The following is a 19,625-nucleotide window of genomic DNA, read 5'->3' as shown; positions in this document are numbered from 1 at the left end:
GCTCGTGATGGACCCGTTCCAGAACCCGGACGGCAGGGCGGGCGCCGTCCTCCTCGTGCACCGGGGCGGCGATCCGGGCGACGGTGCGCACGACGCCGGGCCGGTGGTGGCGGTCCCGGCGGCTTCGGCGAGGGCGCCGATGGTCAGGTCGTGGGGCCGCCGTCCGTTCGTCGCTCGGATCGCCGTCACACTAGAAGAGGGCCGCACGGGGGAGCTGGACGCCGCCTCGACACCCAACTGCCCCCGCGCGGCCGGGGGCCGGACGATGCTCGGGATGGTCAGGTGAGCGACGTCAGCCCGGGTCCGGGAGCGTTGACCAGGACTGCCGTGTTGCCGGCCGGGTGCCGGTTCTCGTAGACGAGCTGGTGCGCGTCGGCGATCTCGTCGAACGGCAGGGTGAGGCTCAGACACGGGTCGACCCGGCCCGAGGCGACCAGGTTGATGGCCGCCCGGGTCTCGCGCACGTTGGCGGCGTGCGAGCCCTGCAGGCGCTTCTGGAACATCCACAGGAACCGCAGGTCGATGTCGCCGTTGTAGCCGCTGGTGCCGGCGCAGGTGACCACCATGCCGGCGTGGTCGCAGACGTAGACCGAAGTGGCCAGGGTGTCGCGGCCCGGGTGTTCCAGGACGATGCGGGGCGACCTGCGTTCGCCGAGGACGTCCCAGATCCGGCGACCGAAGGCGCGGGCCCCCGACTGCCAGCTGGCGTACGCCTCGGTGTCGGACGCGTCGGGCAGCCGGCCCCAGTGGTCGAAGTCATGGCGGTTGATGACCCCGCGGGCCCCGAGCCGAAGGCAGTGCTCGGCCTTGTCGTCATCGGAGACGACGGCGATCGGGATACCCCCGAAATAGTCGGTGATCTGGATCGCCATGGAGCCCAGGCCGCCGGATCCGCCCCAGATCAGGACGGGGTCGCCCGGCTGCACGTGGTGCGGGGACCAGCCGGTGAGCATCCGGTACGAGGTCGAGCCGCCGCCGAGGAAGCAGCCGGCCTGCTCCCAGGTCAGGTGCGGCGGCTTGGGGTGCACCTGGTACTCGTCGACGACCGTGAACTGGGCGAACGAGCCGAAGTTGAGTTCGTAGCCCCAGGCCTTCTGGGACCTGGAGGCGGTGGGGTCGGTTCCCATGCGGATGTCCGGGGCCGACTCGTCCCACTGCACTCCGGCGATGATCACCTGGTCGCCGACCTTGTACTGGGTGGCGCCCTCACCGACCGCCCACACCACGCCGGCACCCTCGGAGCCGGCGATGTGGAAGTCGTGCGGGTCTCCCTTCCTGCGGCGGGCGGCGATCACGTCGGCGGGGGTGCCGAGGCCGGCCCACACGCCGTTGTAGTTGACCCCGGCCGCCATCACCATGACGAGGACCTGGCCGCGGCCCACCGGTGGTACCTCGATCGGTTCGACCCGGATCGCCTGCCGTGGCTCGCCGTACCGGTCCGGCCGGATCACGGCCGCGTGCATGTGGCTCGGCACCTCGCCCAGCGGAGGCATCGTGCCGATCTCGTAGATGTCGCGGGTCATCGCCCCTCCTTCTCGCCGAGGGCTTCCAGCTGCTCGGTGACCATGCGGCCGACCTCGGCGATCGGACCGGACAGCAGCATCTGTTCGTGCCGGGCGGCGACGGTGCGGGCGTCCACGCGGCCGTCCACGTAGGGCTGCCAGCGTCGCGCCCCCTCCTGGGCGCCGGGGCCGCCCTCGCCGGCGGCGAGAAGCAGCACGTCGCCGCGGAAGACCTTCGGGGTGAAGGCCCGGCGCAGTTCCACGTTGTCCTGGAAGGTCTGTGCCACCGTGGCCAGGTGGTCGGCCAGCAGGTCGGTGAGCGGGTTGCCCTGGGCGCGCAGCACCCCCGCGACCGTCTCCTCGTCCGGCTCGGCCCCGGCGGGCAGCCGGTCGCCGAGGCCGGTCGCCTCGAGCAGGCCCGCCATCAGGTTCCGCTCCCCGGACGGCGGTGCGGCGGACACGCTCACCGCGGAGGAGACGGGGAACGAGTCGAGGACGACGACCAGACCGACCTCGGCTCCGTCCGCCTGGAGCCGGGTCGCCACCGCCTGGGCGACCAGGCCGCCGAAGGACCAGCCCAGCAGGTGGTAGGGGCCCTCGGGCTGGGCGGCGCGGATCCGCTCGGTGAAATGCTCGGCGATCTCCTCGATGCTGCCGGGCCGGTGGCCGGGCGCGGAGAACGCCCTGGCCTGCACGCCGTACACCGGCACGGATGCGGGCAGGTGGCGCAGCAGTCCCGCGTACCGCCAGCTCAGGCCGCCACCGGCGTGGAAGCAGAACAGGGCGGGCCCGCTTCCCCTGGCGCGCAGCGGCAGCAGCACGTCCAGTCCGTTGTGCGCGTCGGGTCCGGCGCCGCCCGTCAATCGCTCGGCCAGCCCGCGCACGGTGGGCGAGGTGAACAGCGCCTGGATGCTCAGCTCGCAGCCGAGCGCCGAGCGGATGCGGCTGACGAGGGAGGCGGCGAGCAGCGAGTTGCCGCCGAGCAGGAAGAAGTCGTCGTCGATACCGAGGCCGGGCACGCCGAGGGCGTCCGCGAACAGCTCGCACAGCACCGTCTCCTGGGGGCTGCGCGGGCCGCCGGCCGAGGTGGTGCGCTGTTGCTCCGGCGCGGGCAGGGCCTTGCGGTCCAGCTTGGTGTGCGAGGTCAGCGGCAGGGCGTCGAGGACGACCAGCGCGGAAGGCACCATGAACTCCGGCAGTTTCTCCGCCAGGTGGGCCTGGAGCGCGTTCAGATCGGGTGCGGGGGCGCCGGCGTCGGGCACCACGTAGCCGACGAGGCGCTTGTCACCGGGGCGGTCCTCGCGGACCAGGGCGACGGCCTGGCCGATGCCGGGGTAGGCGCTGAGCGCCACCTCGACCTCCCGCAGCTCGACCCGGAAGCCGCGCAGCTTGACCTGCTCGTCGGTCCGGCCGACGAACTCCATCAGCCCGTCGGCGCGCCGGCGGACCAGGTCCCCGGTGCGGTACATCCGGGTGCCGGGCTCGCCGTAGGGGTCGGCGACGAACCGCTCGGCGGTCATGCCCGGATTGTTCTCGTAGCCTCGGGCCACTCCGGACCCGGCGAGGTACAACTCACCGACCACGCCGACCGGCTGGGGCCGCAGCCCGGGGCTGAGGACGTAGGCCCGGGTGCCGTCGATGGCCGCGCCGATGGGCACGCTCTCCGGCACCTCGTCACCGGGGCGCATGGAGTGCCGGGTGGAGAACACGGTGGTCTCCGTGGGGCCGTAGCCGGCGGTGACCACGGTGTCCGTGCCGGCGCAGGCGTCCAGCGCCCTGCGGACCGCGTAGGCCGGGACCACGTCGCCGCCGGTGCGGACCTCGGCGAGGCCGCGGAAGCACTCGGGGTGGGTCTCGGCGAGCAGCCGGAACAGGCCACCGGAGGCCCACAGCCCGGTGATGCCCTCCTCCACGACGAGCGCCGCGATGGCCTCCAGGTCCACCTTGCCGGGCGGGGCGATGACCACCTCACCGTGATTCAGCAGCGGCATCCACCATTCGAGGGTGGACACGTCCCAGGCGTGCGGGGAGTGGAACAGCACGCGCTGCGTCGCGTCCAGGCGCCACCAGTGGTCGGCGGCGAGTTCGACGACGGCGCGGTGGCTGACCGCGACCCCCTTGGGGGTGCCGGTGGAACCGGAGGTATAGATGACGTAGGCGAGTTGGTCGGGCAGCACGGTGACGTCCGGCTCGGTGCCCGGCTGGCCGGGGATGCCGGGGTCGGTGTCGGCGGCGACCACCGTGACCCGCCCGGCGAGCCGGTCCGTCCAGTGGCCGGCCCGCCCGCTGTCGGTCAGCAGGACCGGGGAGCGGGTCTCGTCGAGCAGCAGCCGTACCCGCTCGTCGGGGTAGGTGGGCTCCAGCGGGACGTACACGGCGCTCGTCTTGAGCACGGCCAGCACGCTGACGATCAGGTCGACCGAACGGTCGAGCAGCACTCCGACCCGGGTCTCGGGACGCACCCCCAGCTCGATGAGCCGGCGGGCCGTCCGGTTGGCGCGCTCGTCGAGCTGGCGGTAGGTCAGGCGGGTGTCGCCGAGCCGGACGGCGATGTCGTCGGGGCCCTGGGCGAGTGCCTGCGCGAAACGGCGGGTCATGGTCGGCGGGTCGGCGGGGACGTCGAGCGGGCCGCCGTTCCAGCCCTCGATCAGCTGCCTGCGCTCGTCCGCGGAGGCGATGTCCACGGTGGCGATCGGCTGCCGCGGCGCGGCGGTGATGCCCTCCAGGACGTGGACGAGCCGGTCCAGCAGCGTCTCCACCGTGCGGGTGTCGAACAGTTCGGGCCGGTGGTCGAGGCGCAGCCGGAGGCGGCCGTCGCCCAGGGATGCGATCAGGGCCAGCGGGTAGTGGGCGGCGGCGCGTCCCTCCACGGCCGTGGCGCGCAAGGCGCCCTGGCGTCCGCTGCCGGAGGCCGTCGGGAAGTTCTCGTAGACGACGAGGGTGTCGAAGAGGTCTCCGCCGGCTCCGGTCAGCCGCTGGATGTCGGCGAGTCCGACGTGGTGGTGCGCGGAGAGCGCGGACTGTTCGTCCTGCAGCCTGGTGAGCAGCGTCCCCCAGTCCTCGGCCGGGTCCAGGCGTACCCGGACCGGCAGGGTGTTGATGAACAGACCGACGATGGACTCGATACCGGGCAGCTCCGGGGGGCGGCCGGAGACGGTGGCGCCGAACACCACGTCGTCGCGGCCGAGCAGCCGGCCGAGCAGCACCGCCCAGGCCCCCTGGAGCACCGTGTTGAGGGTGACCGCGTTCTCCGCCGCGTAGGCCTGGAGCGCCGCGGTGGTCCCGGTGGGCAGTGCCCGGCCCACCTCCTGAGGCATGCGCGTGGGGGCCCCGGATGCGGCGGGGGCCAGCAGGGACGGCTCGCTCAGCCCGTCGAGCGCGCGGCGCCAGGCCTCCTCGGTGGCCGCCCGGTCCTGCCCGGCCAGCCACACGAAGTAGTCGCGGTAGGGCACGACCGGCGGCAGGGCGGCCTGTTCACCGTGGTAGAGGGCGACCAGGTCGCGCAGGAACAGCGGCATGGACCAGCCGTCGAGCACGATGTGGTGCTTGAGGATGACCAGCCGGTGCCGCTCCTCGGCCAGCCGGATCAGCAGGAACCGCACCAGCGGGGCCGTGGCCAGGTCGAAGCGGCGGTCGCGGGCCGCGTCGGTGAGCCGGGTCAGCTCGGCCTCCCGGGCCGCCTCGTCGAGGCCGGTCAGGTCGGCCTCCTCGAACGGCAGCTCCGCGTGGCGTGTGATGACCTGGACGGGGCTGCCGTCGACCCGGTGGTGGAAGCGGGCCCGCAGGTTGGGATGGCGTTCCAGCAGTGCCTGTCCAGCGGTGCGCAGCGCCATGGCGTCCAGCGGCCCTTCCAGGTCGACGCTGAGCTGCATCGCGTACACGTCGGGCCCGGAATCGGCGTAGAGGGTGTGGAAGAGCAGGCCCTCCTGGAGCGGGGACAGCGGCAGTACGTCCTCGACACCGCCCGGTGCGGCCTCCAGGGCGTCGATCTCGGGCTGGGTGAGGGAGACCAGCGGCAGGTCGGACGGGGTGAGACCGCCGGCGTCCGGGCGTTCGGCCGCCGCGGCCAGCTCGCCCAGGGCCCGGAACCAGTCGTCGGCGAGCTGCCGGACCTGGTCCTCGGTGAACAGGGCACCGGGCCACGAGAACGTGACGTCCAGTCGGGGCCCTTCGGCGGTCTCGCGGGTGACGGCGCTGATCTCCAGCGGGTGCGCGAACGGCAGCCCGGCGTCGGACGGCACGACCCGGGTGTCCATCCGCGGTTCCCCGGACCAGCCGGCGCCGCCCGGGGTGCCTTCGCCGAGGGTCGTGGCGTTGACGCGGCCCAGGTAGTTGAAGCCGATCTGGGGGGCGGGGCGGGCGGCGAGCAGGCCGGCCGTGTCCGGGTTGAGGTAGCGCAGCAACCCGTAACCGAGGCCGTTGTCGGGCACGGCACGGATCTGCTCCTTGATCCGCTTCAGCGCGGCGGCCGGGCCGTGCTGCCGGACCCGTTCGCCGGTGCCGGGATCGAGGCGCAGCGGGTGGATGGCGGTGAACCAGCCGACCGTGCGCGACAGGTCGGCGTCGTCGGCGATGTCCTCACGGCCGTGGGTTTCGACGTCGACGAGGACCGAGGATCCGCCGCCCCAGCCGTTGCGCTCCCGCCAGCGGGCCGCGGCGAGGGCGAATCCGGTGAGCAGCACGTCGTCGATCCGGGCCTGGAAGCGGTCCGGTACGGCCGTGAGCAGGGCGCTGGTGGTCGCCGCGGGCAGCCGGACCGCGAGGTGCTCCGCGGTGGCGCGGGTGTCGCGGGCGGCCCGGAGGGCGTCGGCCCCGATCCGGGGGTCGGGCTCCTCCAGGATGCCGGTCCACAGGTCGAGTTCGGCGGCCCGCTCGGGGGTCTGGGCCTCGGCCAGCAGCAACTGGGCCCAGCGCCGCGGGGAGGTCCCGACCGGGGCCAGACTCGGGACCTGCCCGGCGGCCGTGGCCTGCCAGGCGGCGACCAGGTCGGGCACCAGGATCCGCCAGGACACACCGTCGACGGCCAGGTGGTGGACGACCAGGAGCAGCCAGCCCGTCCGGTCCGTGCCGCCGTCGAACCAGACGGCCTCGAACAGCACGCCGTTCTCGGGGTCCAGGCGGCGGCGGGCGGCCTCGCCCTGTTCGGTGACCAGGGCGGTCAGTGCGGGGTCGGCCGGGTCGTCGGGAAGGGCGCTCACATCGACGCGGGTGATGCGGTCGGCGGCGGGCACATCACCGGCCGGACGGACGGTGAGTCCCCAGGTGACGGAGGCCGCGGAACCCGACAGGCGCATGCGCAGCGCGTCGTGGTGGTCGACGACCGACTGCAGCGCGCCGGTGAGGGCCTCGTGGCCGAGGCTCGGGACCCGCAGCAGCACCGACTGGTTCAGTCCGGCGATGGGGCCGCGCCGCTGCGCCAGCCAGCGCACGACCGGGGTCGCCGGCACGGGGCCGACACCGTCGTCGGCGGGGGCGGTACGGCCGGGGCGGGTCTCGGCGGCCGCTGCGGCGAGTTCGGCGACGCTCTGGTGGCGGAACATGTCGCGCGGGGAGACGGCGAGGCCGCCCTCGCGGGCCCGGCTGGCGACCTGGAGGGCGGTGATGCTGTCACCGCCCAGCGCGAAGAAGTTGTCCCGCGTGCCCACACGGGGCAGGCCCAGTACCTCTGCCACGATCCGGCACAGCAGTTCCTCGCGGGCGGTGCGCGGGGCGTTGTCGGTGCCGGCGGGCCCGGCGGAGGCGGCCGGAGCGGGCAGCGCCGCCCGGTCGATCTTGCCGTTGACGGTCAACGGGAGCCGGTCGAGGACGACGAGCGCCGACGGCACCATGTACTCGGGCAGCGCCTCGGCGAGCCCGGCTCGTACGGCGGTGGTGTCCAGGCCGGCGCCGGGGGCCGCGGCGAGGTAGCCGACCAGGCGCGGGCGGCCGGGCTCGTCCTCGCGGACCGCGGCCACCGCCTGCCCCACACCGGGGCAGGCGGCGAGGGCCGCCTCCACCTCGCCGAGTTCGACGCGCAGGCCCCTGATCTTGACCTGGCCGTCGGCGCGGCCGACGAATTCCAGCGCTCCGTCGGCGCGGCGCCGCACCACATCGCCCGTGCGGTACATCCGGGTGCCCGCAGGGCCGAACGGATCCGCGACGAACCGCTCGCCGGTCAGCGCGGGCCGGCCGAGGTAGCCGCGGGCCACACCGGCCCCCGCCACGTACAGCTCGCCCGGTTCGCCGTCGGCCACCGGCGTGAGGCGGTCGTCGAGGACGTGGACGCGCAGGTTGGGCAGCGGTCCGCCGATCGGCGGAATGCCGGGCCGGGCCGGGAGCGGACCGGCCATGGTGCAGGACACGGTGGTCTCGGTCGGGCCGTAGCAGTTGAACATCCGGCGGCCGGTGGCCCACCGGGCGACCAGGCCCTCCGGCGGGGCCTCCCCGGCGATCACCAGGGTGCGGACCGAGGGCAGGGCGTCCTCGGGCAGCCGCGCCAGCACGGCGGGGGGCAGGGTGGCGTGGGTGACGCCCTGGGCGCGGATCAGCTCGGGCAGTTCGGCGACCTGGTCGAGCATGTCGGCCGGCCCCAGCACCAGGCACGCGCCGCAGGCCAGGGGAGTGCAGATCTCCGAGAGCGCGGCGTCGAAGCTGAGCGAGGCGAACTGGAGCACCCGGCTGCCGGGGCCCATGGCGTACGGCTCGATCCGGGCTCGGACCAGGTTGGGAACGCCCCGGTGCTCGACCACGACGCCCTTGGGCCGGCCGGTGGAGCCGGAGGTGTAGATGACGTAGGCGGGCGTGCGCGCCGTGAGTGGTGCGGTGCGGTCGGCGTGCGTGAGGTCGTCGGCCGCGAGACCGGCCAGCGTGGCCCGGGTGGCGGGCTCGTCGAGGACGATCCGGGTCGCTGCCGGCGCGGTCGGAAGCCGGTCCTGGACGGCGGTGGTGGTCAGTGCCAGAGCCGGTGCCGCGTCGTCGAGCATGTACGCGATCCGGTCGGCGGGGTACTCGCTGTCGAGCGGCAGGTAGGCGGCGCCGGACTTCAGTACGGCCAGGACCGCGACGACCATGTCGGGCGAGCGCGGCACCATGAGTGCCACGATCCGCTCGGGTCCGGCCCCCTGCCGGACCAGCAGCCGGGCGAGCCGGTTGGCGCGCTCGTTCAGCTCGGCGTACGTCAACGTGCCGCCCACGCCGGACACGGCGGGCGCGTCGGGCGTGCGGGCCGCCTGTTCCTCGATCATCCGGGGTATCAGGCCGCCAGGGCCCGCTGCCGGGCCGCCGTAGGGTGCAGTCTCCAAGTCCTTCTCCAGCGTGGGGATGTCGAGGTCGCCGAGGGCCCGGTGCGGGGCGGCGGCCACCTCCTTGAGCAGTCGGGTGAAGCGCGCCGTCATCGCCTGTGCCGTCGGGCGGTCGAAGAGGTCGGTCGCGTAGGCGAGCGTTCCGGTGAGGCCGGCCGGCTCGCCGTCGGGTCCCCTGTGTTCCGTGACGCGCAGGGACAGGTCGAACTTGGCGGTGCCGTGCTCCCCGGTGTCCGGGCGGGCGACGCCGCCGGCGGTGAGACCGTCCAGGGTGGCGCCGTCGCGCTGGAAGGCGTCCAGTACGAGCATCACCTGGAACAGCGGGTGCCGGGCCAGGGAGCGTTCGACGCCCAGCTGCCGCACCAGTTGTTCGAACGGCAGGTCCTGGTGGGCGTAGGCCGCCAGGTCGGTCTCCCGCACCCGGTCCAGCAGTTCGCGGAAGGTCGGGTCGCCGCTGGTGTCGGTGCGCAGCACCAGGGTGTTCACGAAGAACCCGACCAGATCGTCGGCGGCCGCGTCGGTGCGTCCGGCCACCGGGGTGCCGACCGGGATGTCGGTGCCGGCACCGCACCGGGTGAGGAGTGCGGCGAGCGCGGCCTGGAGCACCATGAAGAGGGTGACCCGGCCGGACCTGGCCAGGGCGAGCAGTTCCTGGTGCAGTGGGCCGTCCACCTCGAAGGGGACGAGTGAGCCGCGGTGGCTCGCCTCGGCCGGGCGGGTTCGGGCGGCGGGCAGCTCCAGCGCGTCGGGCAGACCGGCGAGGGCGTCCTTCCAGTAGGCGGCCTGCCGGGCCGCCTCGCTGTGCGGGTCGCGCACGTCACCGAGCAGGTCACGCTGCCACAGGGCGTAGTCGGCGTACTGCACGGGCAGCGGCGCCCACTGCGGGGCGGAGCCGGAGCGGCGGGCGGCGTAGGCCTCGGCGAGGTCGCGGGCCAGCGGGCGCATCGACCAGGCGTCGCCGGCGATGTGGTGCAGCACCAGCACCAGCACGTGGTCGTCCGGGCCGAGCGCCAGCAGCGTCGCCCGCAGCGGGAGTTCGGCGTCGAGCCGGAACTCGTGCCGCACGGCGGCCGCCACCGCACCGTCCAGCGCGGATTCGGAGACGGTCACCACCCGCAGGTCCGGGCATGCCTCGGCGGGGTCCAGGACGCGCTGGTGCGGCAGGCCGCCCCGCTCGGTGTAGAGCGTGCGCAGCACCTCGTGGCGGGCCACCACGTCGGCCAGGGCGGCCCGCAGCGCTTCCGCGTCGAGTGTGCCCCGCAGCCGGGTGGCGAGCGGCAGGTTGTACAGCGCGCCGGCCTCCTCGATGGCGTTGACCATCCACAGGCGGTGCTGGGCGAAGGAGAGCGGCACGGCCGCCGGCCGCTCCCGGCGGACCAGGGCGGGCCGGGCGGCCGCGGCCGTGTCGGCGTACCGGGCCAGGCCGGCCACGGTGGGCGCCTCGAACAGGGCCCGGACCGGCACCTCCACACCGAGGACCGTGCGGATCCGGGAGACCAGGCGGGTCGCCAGCAGCGAGTGCCCGCCCAGCTCGAAGAAGTCCTCGTCGATGCCCACCCGGTCGAGGCCGAGGATCTCGGCGAACAGCCCGCACAGGATCTCCTCCTGCGCGCTGCGCGGCTCGCGCACCTCCCGCGCGCCCAGGTCCGGAACGGGCAGCGCCCTGCGATCGGTCTTGCCGTTCGGAGTCAGCGGAACGGCGTCCAGCGCCACGACCGCCGACGGCACCATGTACTCCGGCAGTGCCGAGGCCAGCGCGGCGCGGACGGCGGCCGGGTCCTCGGTGCCGACCACGTAGCCGATCAGCCTGGGTACCCCGTCGGGTCCGGGCAGCACCGCGGCGACGGCCGCGGACACCCCCGGGCGGGACCGCAAGTAGGCCTCGACCTCGCCGAGTTCGATGCGGTGGCCGCGGATCTTCACCTGGTCGTCGGCCCGGCCCACGAACAGCAGCCGGCCGTCCGCCGACCACCGCACGACGTCACCCGTGCGGTACATCCGGGTGCCCGGGCCACCGTACGGATCCGCCACGAACCTGCCCGCGGTCAGGCCGGCCCGGCCCAGATAGCCGCGCGCCACCCCGTCACCGGCGACGTACAACTCCCCGGCGACACCGGGCGGCACCGGCCGCAGGCCGGCGTCCAGGACGTACACCCGCGTGTTCGCCAGCGGACGGCCGATCGACACCTCGGGACCCGTCACCGCGGCCGACGTCGACCAGATCGTCGTCTCCGTCGGCCCGTACAGGTTCACCACCGACGCCGCCGACACGGCCAGGTCCTGTGCCAGGGCCGGGTCCAGGGCCTCGCCGCCGACCAGCACCCGCAGGCCCGCGACGGCCTGCGGCGCCTGCTCCAGCAGCGCCCGCCACAGGCTCGGCGTCGCCTGCATCACCGTCACGGCCTCGGACCGTGCCAGCTCGGCCAGTGCCCGCGGGTCCCGCACCGTCTCGCGGGGCGCGAGCACCAGCGTCGCCCCCGCCGCCAGCGGACCGAACACCTCCAGCAACGCGATGTCGAACCCGAAGGTCGTCACCGCCAGCCACCGCTCCCCCGGTGCCGGGCCGGCGACCGGGCGCATGGCCCACAGGAAGTTGCGCAGGGCGCCGTGCGGCACCACCACGCCCTTCGGCCGTCCGGTGGAACCGGACGTGTACAGCACGTAGGCCGCGTCCTCGGGTGACAGCCCCACCGGGTGGACGGCGCCGGCGGACGGCCGTACGTTCTCGACGAGGACCACCTCGTGCTCCGGCGGCACCACGGACGCCGTCTCCCGCGCGGCCAGCACCACCGCCGGTGCGGCGTCGGTCAGGACGAACGCCACCCGTTCGGCCGGGAAACCGGGGTCCACCGGCAGGAACGCCGCACCGACCCGGCCCGCCGCGAGCATCGCGGCGACAGCGTCCGCGGACCGTGGCAGCACCAGCGCCACGACAGCGCCGCGCCCCACACCGCGTTGTGCCAGTGCGCCGGCCAACTCATCGACACGAGAGTCCAGTTCCGCATACGACCAGGAGGTGCCGGCGCACTTCACGGCGGGTGCGTCCGGTGTCGCGGCCACCTGTGCGGCGAACCACTGCGGCAGCAGGCCCGCCGGCACCGCCGTCCCGGAGTCGTTCCACTCCTCCAGCACCGTCCGGCGCTCCTCGGCCGAGAACAGGTCGAGGTCGCCGATGCGGCGGGCGGGGTCGCTCGCGACCTGGCGCAGCAGCCGCACCAGGCGGTCCGCGAGAGAGCGGGCGGTGGCGGGATCGAAGAGGGCGGTGGCGTACTCCAGGACGCCGTCGACCCCGGCCGGGTCTCCGGTCCCGGTGTGGCGTTCGCCGAGCCCGAACGAGAGGTCGTAGCGGGCCCACTTGGCGGTGCCGCGCTCCACCTCGGCGGTGAGGCCGGGCAGCTCCAGCGCCGTCCCGTTCGCGTGCTCCAGCGTGAGCATCACCTGGAACAGCGGGTGCCGGGCGAGGGAACGCGCCGGGTTCAGCTCCTCCACCAGCCGCTCGAACGGCAGGTCCTGGTGGGCGTAGGCCGCCAGGTCCGTCTCCCGCACCCGGTCCAGCAGTTCGCGGAAGGTCGGGTCGCCGCTGGTGTCGGTGCGCAGCACCAGGGTGTTGACGAAGAACCCGACGAGGTCGTCCAGGGCCTCGTCGGTGCGCCCGGCCACCGGAGTGCCCAGCGGGATGTCGGTGCCGCAGCCGAGCCGGCCGAGCAGCGCGGCGACACCGGCCTGGAGGACCATGAAGAGGCTGACGCCGTGGGCCCTGGCGAGCGCGACGAGCCGTTCGTGCAGGCCGGCGTCGAGGGTGAATCGTACGTCGGAGGCCGGGTGCGGTCCGTCCGCCGGGCGGTGCCGGTCGGCGGGGAGCGGCAGCTCCTCGGGGAGGCCCTCCAGGGTGTCGCGCCAGAAGGCGAGCTGGCGGGCCATCTCCCCCGCTCCGGCGGCGGCCTCGCCGAAGACCTCCCGCTGCCACAGCGCGTAGTCCGGGTAACCCACCGGCAGCGGCCTCCAGGTGGGCTCGGTGCCCGCGGCGCGGGCCGCGTAGGCGGTGCCGAGGTCCGCGGCGAACGGCCGCCACGACCACGCGTCGCTGGCGATGTGGTGCATCACCAGCACCAGCAGGTGCGTCTCGGACCCGAGGGTGAGGAGAGCGGCGCGCAGCGGGGGTTCGGCCGTCAGGTCGAAGCCGCGGCCGGTCAGTTCGGCGAGCAGACCCGGCACGTCCGCCTCGGTCGCCCGCCGCACGGGCAGATCGGGGTGGCCGGTGCCGCGGAGCACGCGCTGCACCGGCTCCCCGTCCACGGCGGGGAAGACCGTGCGCAGCGGCTCGTGACGTGCGGCGACGTCACGCAGGGCGCCGCGCAGCGCGTCGTGGTCCAGCGGACCGGTCAGCCGGAGCACGGCCGGCACGTTGTAGAGCGGGCTGTGCGGATCCATCCGGTTGAGGAACCACAGCCTGCGCTGGGCGTAGGACACCGGGACGTGCTCCGGGCGCGGGCCGGCCCCGAGCGCGGGCCGGGCGTGCTCGGCGTCGCGCAGCAGGCCGGCCAGTCCGGCGGGCGTGGGCCGCTCGAACAGGGTGCGCAGCGGCAGTTCGACACCGAGGACGGTCCGCACCCGGTTGACGAGGCGGGTGGCCAGCAGCGAATGGCCGCCCAGGTGGAAGAAGTTGTCCTCCGCTCCCACCCGGGCGGTGCCCAAGATCTCGGCGAACAGAGCGCACAGCACCTCCTCCTCCGGAGTACGCGGCGCGCGCCCGGTGGGAACGTGTGCGGTGTCGGGGGCAGGCAGCGCGGCACGGTCGGTCTTGCCGTTGGCGGTCAGCGGCAGCGCGTCGAGGACGACGACGTCGCCCGGCACCAGGTAGGGCGCGAGGGTCCCGGCGAGGTGCGTGCGGACGGTCTCGGCGTCGAGCCCGGCTCCCGGGCCGTCCCCGGCGAGGCCGTGCGGGACGACGTAGGCGGCCAGGCGCACGTCTCCGGGCCGGTCCTCGCGCAGGGCCGCGGCGGCGGACGCCACACCGGGCACCCGCAGCAGCGCCGCCTCGACCTCGCCCAGTTCGACGCGGTGGCCGCGGATCTTGACCTGGCCGTCGGCACGGCCGACGAACTCCAGTTCGCCGTCGGCGTTCCAGCGGACCCGGTCGCCGGTGCGGTACATCCGCGAGCCGGCCGGACCATGGGGATCGGCGACGAACCGCTCGGCGGTCAGGGCGGGCCGGTTGGCGTAGCCGCGGGCCAGGCCGTGTCCGGCGATGTACAGCTCCCCGACGGTGCCGTCGGGGACCGGCCGCAGCCGGGCGTCCAGAACGTAGACGCGGGTGTTCCACATCGGGCGGCCCAGGGGCACCGGACCGGGGGCGACAGGACCGTCGTGGGTGAGGCGGTGGTCGAGGCAGCCGACGGTGGTCTCCGTCGGGCCGTAGTGGTTGATCAGCGCCAGGTCGGGACGGCCGGCGCGGCGGCCGGCGAGCTGCTCGCCGCGCAGGGCCTCGCCGCCGGTCATCAGCTCGGCCTGCGGGGCCAGGACGTCCGGCATGAGGTCGAGCAGCGGCAGGTGGCTCGGGGTGACCTTCAGGAAGGTCAGGCCGCCGGGCACGTCGAGCCGCTCGTCCAGGTCGCCGACGTGCAGGCAGCCGCCGGCCAGCAGCGTGCCGTACAGCGTGGTCAGGCCGAGGTCGAAGGAGAGGGACGAGTGCAGCAGCGTGCGTCCGGCCAGGCCGGGATAGGTCCGGGCGGCGCGGGCCGCGTAGTCGGCGAGGGCGCGCTGTGGGACGACGACGCCCTTGGGGGCGCCGGTGGAGCCGGAGGTGTAGATGACGTAGGCCGCCTGGTCGGGGGAGGGAGGGCCGACCCGGTCCGGTGCCTGGGAGGACATGCGGCGCAGTGCCGTGCGGACCTCCTCGTCGTCGAGGACCAGGAGGCGCTCGGGTCCGTCGGCCAGGCCGGGCACGCGGGCCAGGGTGTCCTCGGTGGTCAGCAGGACGGCGGCGGCCGCGTCCTCGCGGATGAAGTCGAGCCGGCTGCCGGGCTGTTCGGTGTCCAGGGGGAGGTAGGCGGCGCCCGCCTTGCCGGCCGCCAGCATGGCGACGACAGCGGTGGCCGAGCGCGGCAGTGCGAGCGCGACCAGGTCCTCGGGGCCGACGCCGCGGGTGGTGAGCAGCCGGGCCAGCCGGTTGCTGCGGGCGTCCAGCTGGGCGTAGGTGAGCACCTCGGCGCCGTCCGCGACCGCCGGGGCCTCGGGGGTGCGGGCGGCCTGCCGGGCGAACAGGCGCGGCAGCGTGCTCTCGGGCAGGGCGCGCGCGGTGTCGTTGCGGGTGTGCAGCAGATCGTCGCTCTCCTCGGCGGAGAGGATCTCCAGGTCGCCGATGGAACGGTCGGGCTCGGCGACGGCACCGCGCAGCAGTCGTACGAACCGGGTGACCAGACGCTCGACGGTGGGCCGGTCGTACAGGTCGGTGGCGAACAGGGCCTGGGCGCGCACCCCGCCGGGTGTGCCGTCCCCGGCCCGCGTCTCACCGAGCCGGAGGGCCAGGTCGAAGCGGGCCGCGTCGTCGTCGCGCCGGAGAACCTCGGTGGTCAGTCCCGGCAGGGCGGGCACGGGCGGTGCGGTGTTCTGCAGCGACAGCGACACCTGGAACAGCGGGTGGCGGGCGAGGGACCGTTCGGGATTGAGCTCCTCCACGATCCGCTCGAAGGGCAGCTCCTGGTGGGCGTAGGCGGCCAGGTCGGTCTCGCGTACCCGGGCCAGCAGCTGCCGGAACGTGGGGGCGCCGGACGTGTCGGTGCGCAGCACCAGCTCGTTGATGAAGACGCCCACGAGGTCGTCGGCGGCGTCGTCCGTGCGTCCGGCCACCGGGGTGCCGAGCGGGATGTCGGTGCCGGCCCCGAGCCGGGTCAGCAGCGCGGCGAGCGCGGCCTGGAACACCATGAAGAGGCTGACGCCGCTCTGCCCGGCCAGCGTCAGCAGCCGGCGGTGCAGCTGGGCGTCGAGTTCGAAGGGAACCTGGTCGCCGCGGTGGCCGGCCACGGCCGGGCGGGGGCGGTCGGCGGGCAGCGGCAGTTCCTCGGGCAGGCCGGCCAGTGTGTCCTTCCAGTAGGACAGCTGGCGTGCGGCCAGGCTGTCGGGGTCGGACTCGTCGCCGAACAGGTCGCGCTGCCACAGGGCGTAGTCGGCGTACTGCACGGGCAGCGGCGCCCACTGCGGGGCGGAGCCGGTACGGCGGGCGGCGTAGGCACCCGTCAGGTCGCGGACCAGGGGGCGCATCGACCAGGCGTCGCCGGCGATGTGGTGCAGCACCAGTACCAGCACGTGGTCGTCCGGGCCGAGCGCCAGCAGCGTCGCCCTCAGCGGGATGCGGGCCGTCAGGTCGAAGCCCTGCCGGGTGGCCTCGGCGACATCGCGGGCCAGGTCGTTCTCGGCGCCGCGGCCGGTGCGCAGCACCTGGGCGGCCGCCTCGGCGGGGTCGAGGACGTGCTGGTACGGCTGTCCGCCGTGTTCGGGGAAGACCGTCCGCAAGGACTCGTGCCGGTCCAGTACGTCGGCCAGTGCCGAGCGCAGCGCGTCCGCGTCGAGTTCGCCGCGCAGCCGCAGAGCCATCGACATGTTGTAGTGGGAGGCCTCCGGATCCATCCGGTTGACGAACCACAGGCGGTGCTGGGCGAAGGAGAGCGGCACGGCCGCCGGCCGCTCCCGGCGGACCAGGGCGGGCCGGGCGGCCGCGGCCGTGTCGGCGTACCGGGCCAGGCCGGCCACGGTGGGCGCCTCGAACAGGGCCCGGACCGGCACCTCCACACCGAGGACCGTGCGGATCCGGGAGACCAGGCGGGTCGCCAGCAGCGAGTGCCCGCCCAGCTCGAAGAAGTCCTCGTCGATGCCCACCCGGTCGAGGCCGAGGATCTCGGCGAACAGCCCGCACAGGATCTCCTCCTGCGCGCTGCGCGGCTCGCGCACCTCCCGCGCGCCCAGGTCCGGAACGGGCAGCGCCCTGCGATCGGTCTTGCCGTTCGGAGTCAGCGGAACGGCGTCCAGCGCCACGACCGCCGACGGCACCATGTACTCCGGCAGCAGCCCCGCCACGTGGCGGCGCACCGCCGTGACGTCGAGGCCGGGCCGCGGCCCGGCCGGCACCACATAGCCGACCAGCCGCTTGTCACCGGGCGTGTCCTCGCGGACCACCGCCACCGCGCGGGCCACGCCGTCCGCACCGGCCAGCGCCTGCTCGACCTCGCCGAGTTCGATGCGGTGGCCGCGGATCTTCACCTGGTCGTCGGCCCGGCCCACGAACAGCAGCCGGCCGTCCGCCGACCACTGGACCACGTCACCCGTGCGGTACATGCGCGAGCCGGGTCCGCCGAACGGGTCGGCCGTGAACCGGCCCGCCGTGAGCCCGGCACGGCCGAGGTAGCCGCGGGCCACGCCGTCGCCGGCGATGTACAGCTCCCCCGGCACACCGGGCGGCACCGGCCGCAGGCGGCCGTCGAGGACGTACACCCGCGTGTTGGCCAACGGGCGGCCGATCGTCACCTCGGGTCCCGTGACCGCGGCCGACGTCGACCAGATCGTCGTCTCCGTCGGCCCGTACAGGTTCAGCACCGAGTCCGCCCCGGCCGCCAGCCGTCCGGCCAGTGAGACGTCCAGGGCCTCACCGCCGACGAGTACGCGCAGGCCGTCGACGGCCTGCGGCACCTGCTCCAGCAGCGCCCGCCACAGGCTCGGCGTCGCCTGCACCACCGACACGTCCTCGCTACGGATCAGTGCGCCGAGGACGGCCGGATCGCGTACGTCGTCCCCGGAGGCCAGGACCACCGTCGCACCGGAGACGAGCGGCAGGAACACCTCCAGCAGCGCGATGTCGAACCCGAAGGTCGTCACCGCCAGCCAGCGGTCCCCCGGTGACAGCGGGACGTGGGACGCCATCGCGCCCAGGAAGTTGCGCAGCGCGCCGTGCGGGACCACCACACCCTTCGGGCGCCCGGTCGAACCGGATGTATAGAGCACATACGCCGCATCGTCGGCCGAGACCTCCACCATCGGGACCGGCCCCCGGGCCGGCTCCCCGCCCTCCGCGTCCTCCGCGTCCTCCACCAGCATCACCGCACACTCCGGCGGCACCGCCGACGCCGTCTCGCGGGCCGCCAGCACCACCGTGGGCGCCGCGTCCCCGAGCACGAACGCCACCCGCTCCGCCGGGAAACCGGCGTCCACCGGCAGGAACGCGGCTCCGGTGCGGACGACGGCGAGCATCGCCGCCACCGCGTCCACCGACCGTGGCAGCACGAGCGCCACCACCGAGCCCCGGCCCACGCCGCGCCGCAGCAGCTCGGCGGCCAGCGCCTGCACGCGGGCGTCCAGCCGGGCATAGGTGAGGGAGACTCCGCCGCAGGCCACGGCCGGGGCGTCCGGGGTCGTGGCCGCCTGTCGCGCGAACCGCTCCGGCAGCAGTGCCGGGGGCAGGGTGGTGGCGGTCGCGTTCCACTCCTCCAGGAGGACTTCGCGCTCCGCGGCGGAGAGGATCCCGGTGGCGGCGACGGGGCGGTCCGGGTTGAGGACGGCGGCGCGCAGAACCCGTACGAAGCGGTCCAGCAGCGCCTCGGCCGCCGGGCGGGCGACGAGGTCGGGACGGTGGTCGAGGCGGACGTGGAGGTCGTCGCCGCGCTGAGACACCACGAGGGTGAGGGGGTAGTGGGTGGCGTCGCGGCCCTTGGCGCCGACCAGGCGCAGCCCCGATGCGAGGGGGGCGGAGGTGGCCGGGTCGACGGGATAGTTCTCGACCAGGACGGCGGTGTCGAAGAGGTCGCCCGTGCCGGCCAGTCGCTGGACGGCCGACAGGCCCAGGTGCTGGTGGGCGCCGAGCGCGGACTGCTCGTCCTGTACCCGGGTCAGGGCCTCGGCCCAGGTCTCCCCGGCGTCGAGGCGGACGCGCACCGGGACCGTGTTGATGAACAGGCCGATCATGGTCTCGACACCGGGGATGTCGGCCGGACGGCCGGAGACCGTCGTACCGAAGACCACGTCGTCCCGGCCCGTCAGCCGGCCCAGCAGGGCGCCCCAGGTGGTCTGGACGACGGTGTTCAGCGTGACGGCGTGCTCGGCGGCGAGACGGGCCAGCCCCGTGCGGATCTCCGCGGGCAGGGACGTCTCGACGCGTTCCGGCAGCCGCGGTTCGCCGGCGGGTACGGCGCCGGGGCAGACGCGGGTGGGTTCGGTCAGGCCGTTCAGTGCGGCGCGCCAGGCCTGCTCGTCGGCCTCCCGGTCGCGGCGGCCGAGCCACTCCAGGTAGCGCCGATAGGGGGTGACGGGCGCGAGGGCCCCCTCGCCCCGGTCGTACGCGGTGAAGACCTCCCGCAGCAGGACGGGGACCGACCAGCCGTCCATCAGGATGTGGTGGTTGGTCAGGACGAGGCGGTGCAGGTCGTCGGCGCGGCGGACGAGCAGGCAGCGCAGCAGCGGGGGTGCGGCGAGGTCGAAGCGCTCGGCACGCTCCTCGTCGGCGAGCCGGACCAGTGCGGCGTCGGCCTCCTGCACGGGCAGACCGCCGAGGTCCGCCTCGCGCCAGGGCAGGCCGACGTGGCGCGGCACGAACTGGACGGGCTTGCCGGAGCGCACCGCCCGGAACCCGGCCCGCAGGTTGGGGTGCCGGCGCAGGACGGCTGTGACGGCCGCACGCAGCCGGGCGGCATCGAGGGGGCCGGCCAGGTCGACGGACAGCTGGACGGTGTAGGCGTCCTGGCCGGCGCCGTCGTCGTACAGGGAGTGGAACAGGAGTCCCTCTTGCAGAGGTGACAGCGGCAGCACCTCCTCGATGACCGAGGGGCCGCGTCCCTTCCGGGTGTTCGGCGTCGTCACT

General features: G+C 74.7%; 3 protein-coding genes. 1 reads left to right on the top strand and 2 read right to left on the bottom strand.

From position 1 onward, the window contains the following. Nucleotides 1–4: 4 nt before the first annotated feature. A complete protein-coding gene (locus ACF1BE_RS17890; protein ID WP_392199975.1) occupies nucleotides 5–286 on the top strand; it encodes a hypothetical protein in 282 nt (93 codons plus the stop codon). On the opposite strand, the gene ccrA is transcribed toward ACF1BE_RS17890, so the two are convergent. Beyond that, nucleotides 279–1,523, bottom strand: coding sequence for a crotonyl-CoA carboxylase/reductase (ccrA, locus tag ACF1BE_RS17885; RefSeq protein ID WP_392199974.1), 1,245 nt, complete (start codon nucleotides 1,521–1,523; stop codon nucleotides 279–281). The two genes, ACF1BE_RS17890 and ccrA, sit on opposite strands and share 8 nt — an antisense overlap. Further along, on the bottom strand, nucleotides 1,520–19,624 hold the full coding sequence (locus ACF1BE_RS17880; RefSeq protein ID WP_392199973.1) for a non-ribosomal peptide synthase/polyketide synthase: 18,105 nt from the start codon (nucleotides 19,622–19,624) through the stop codon (nucleotides 1,520–1,522). Before ACF1BE_RS17880 ends, ccrA begins: the two co-directional genes overlap by 4 nt. Nucleotide 19,625: the final 1 nt, after the last annotated feature.

This window comes from Streptomyces sp. NPDC014991 (genome assembly GCF_043080665.1).
In the GTDB taxonomy this organism is placed as follows: domain Bacteria; phylum Actinomycetota; class Actinomycetes; order Streptomycetales; family Streptomycetaceae; genus Streptomyces.
The sequence above is the reverse complement of the archived record's forward strand: the minus strand, read 5'-3'. Positions and strand labels throughout refer to the sequence as shown.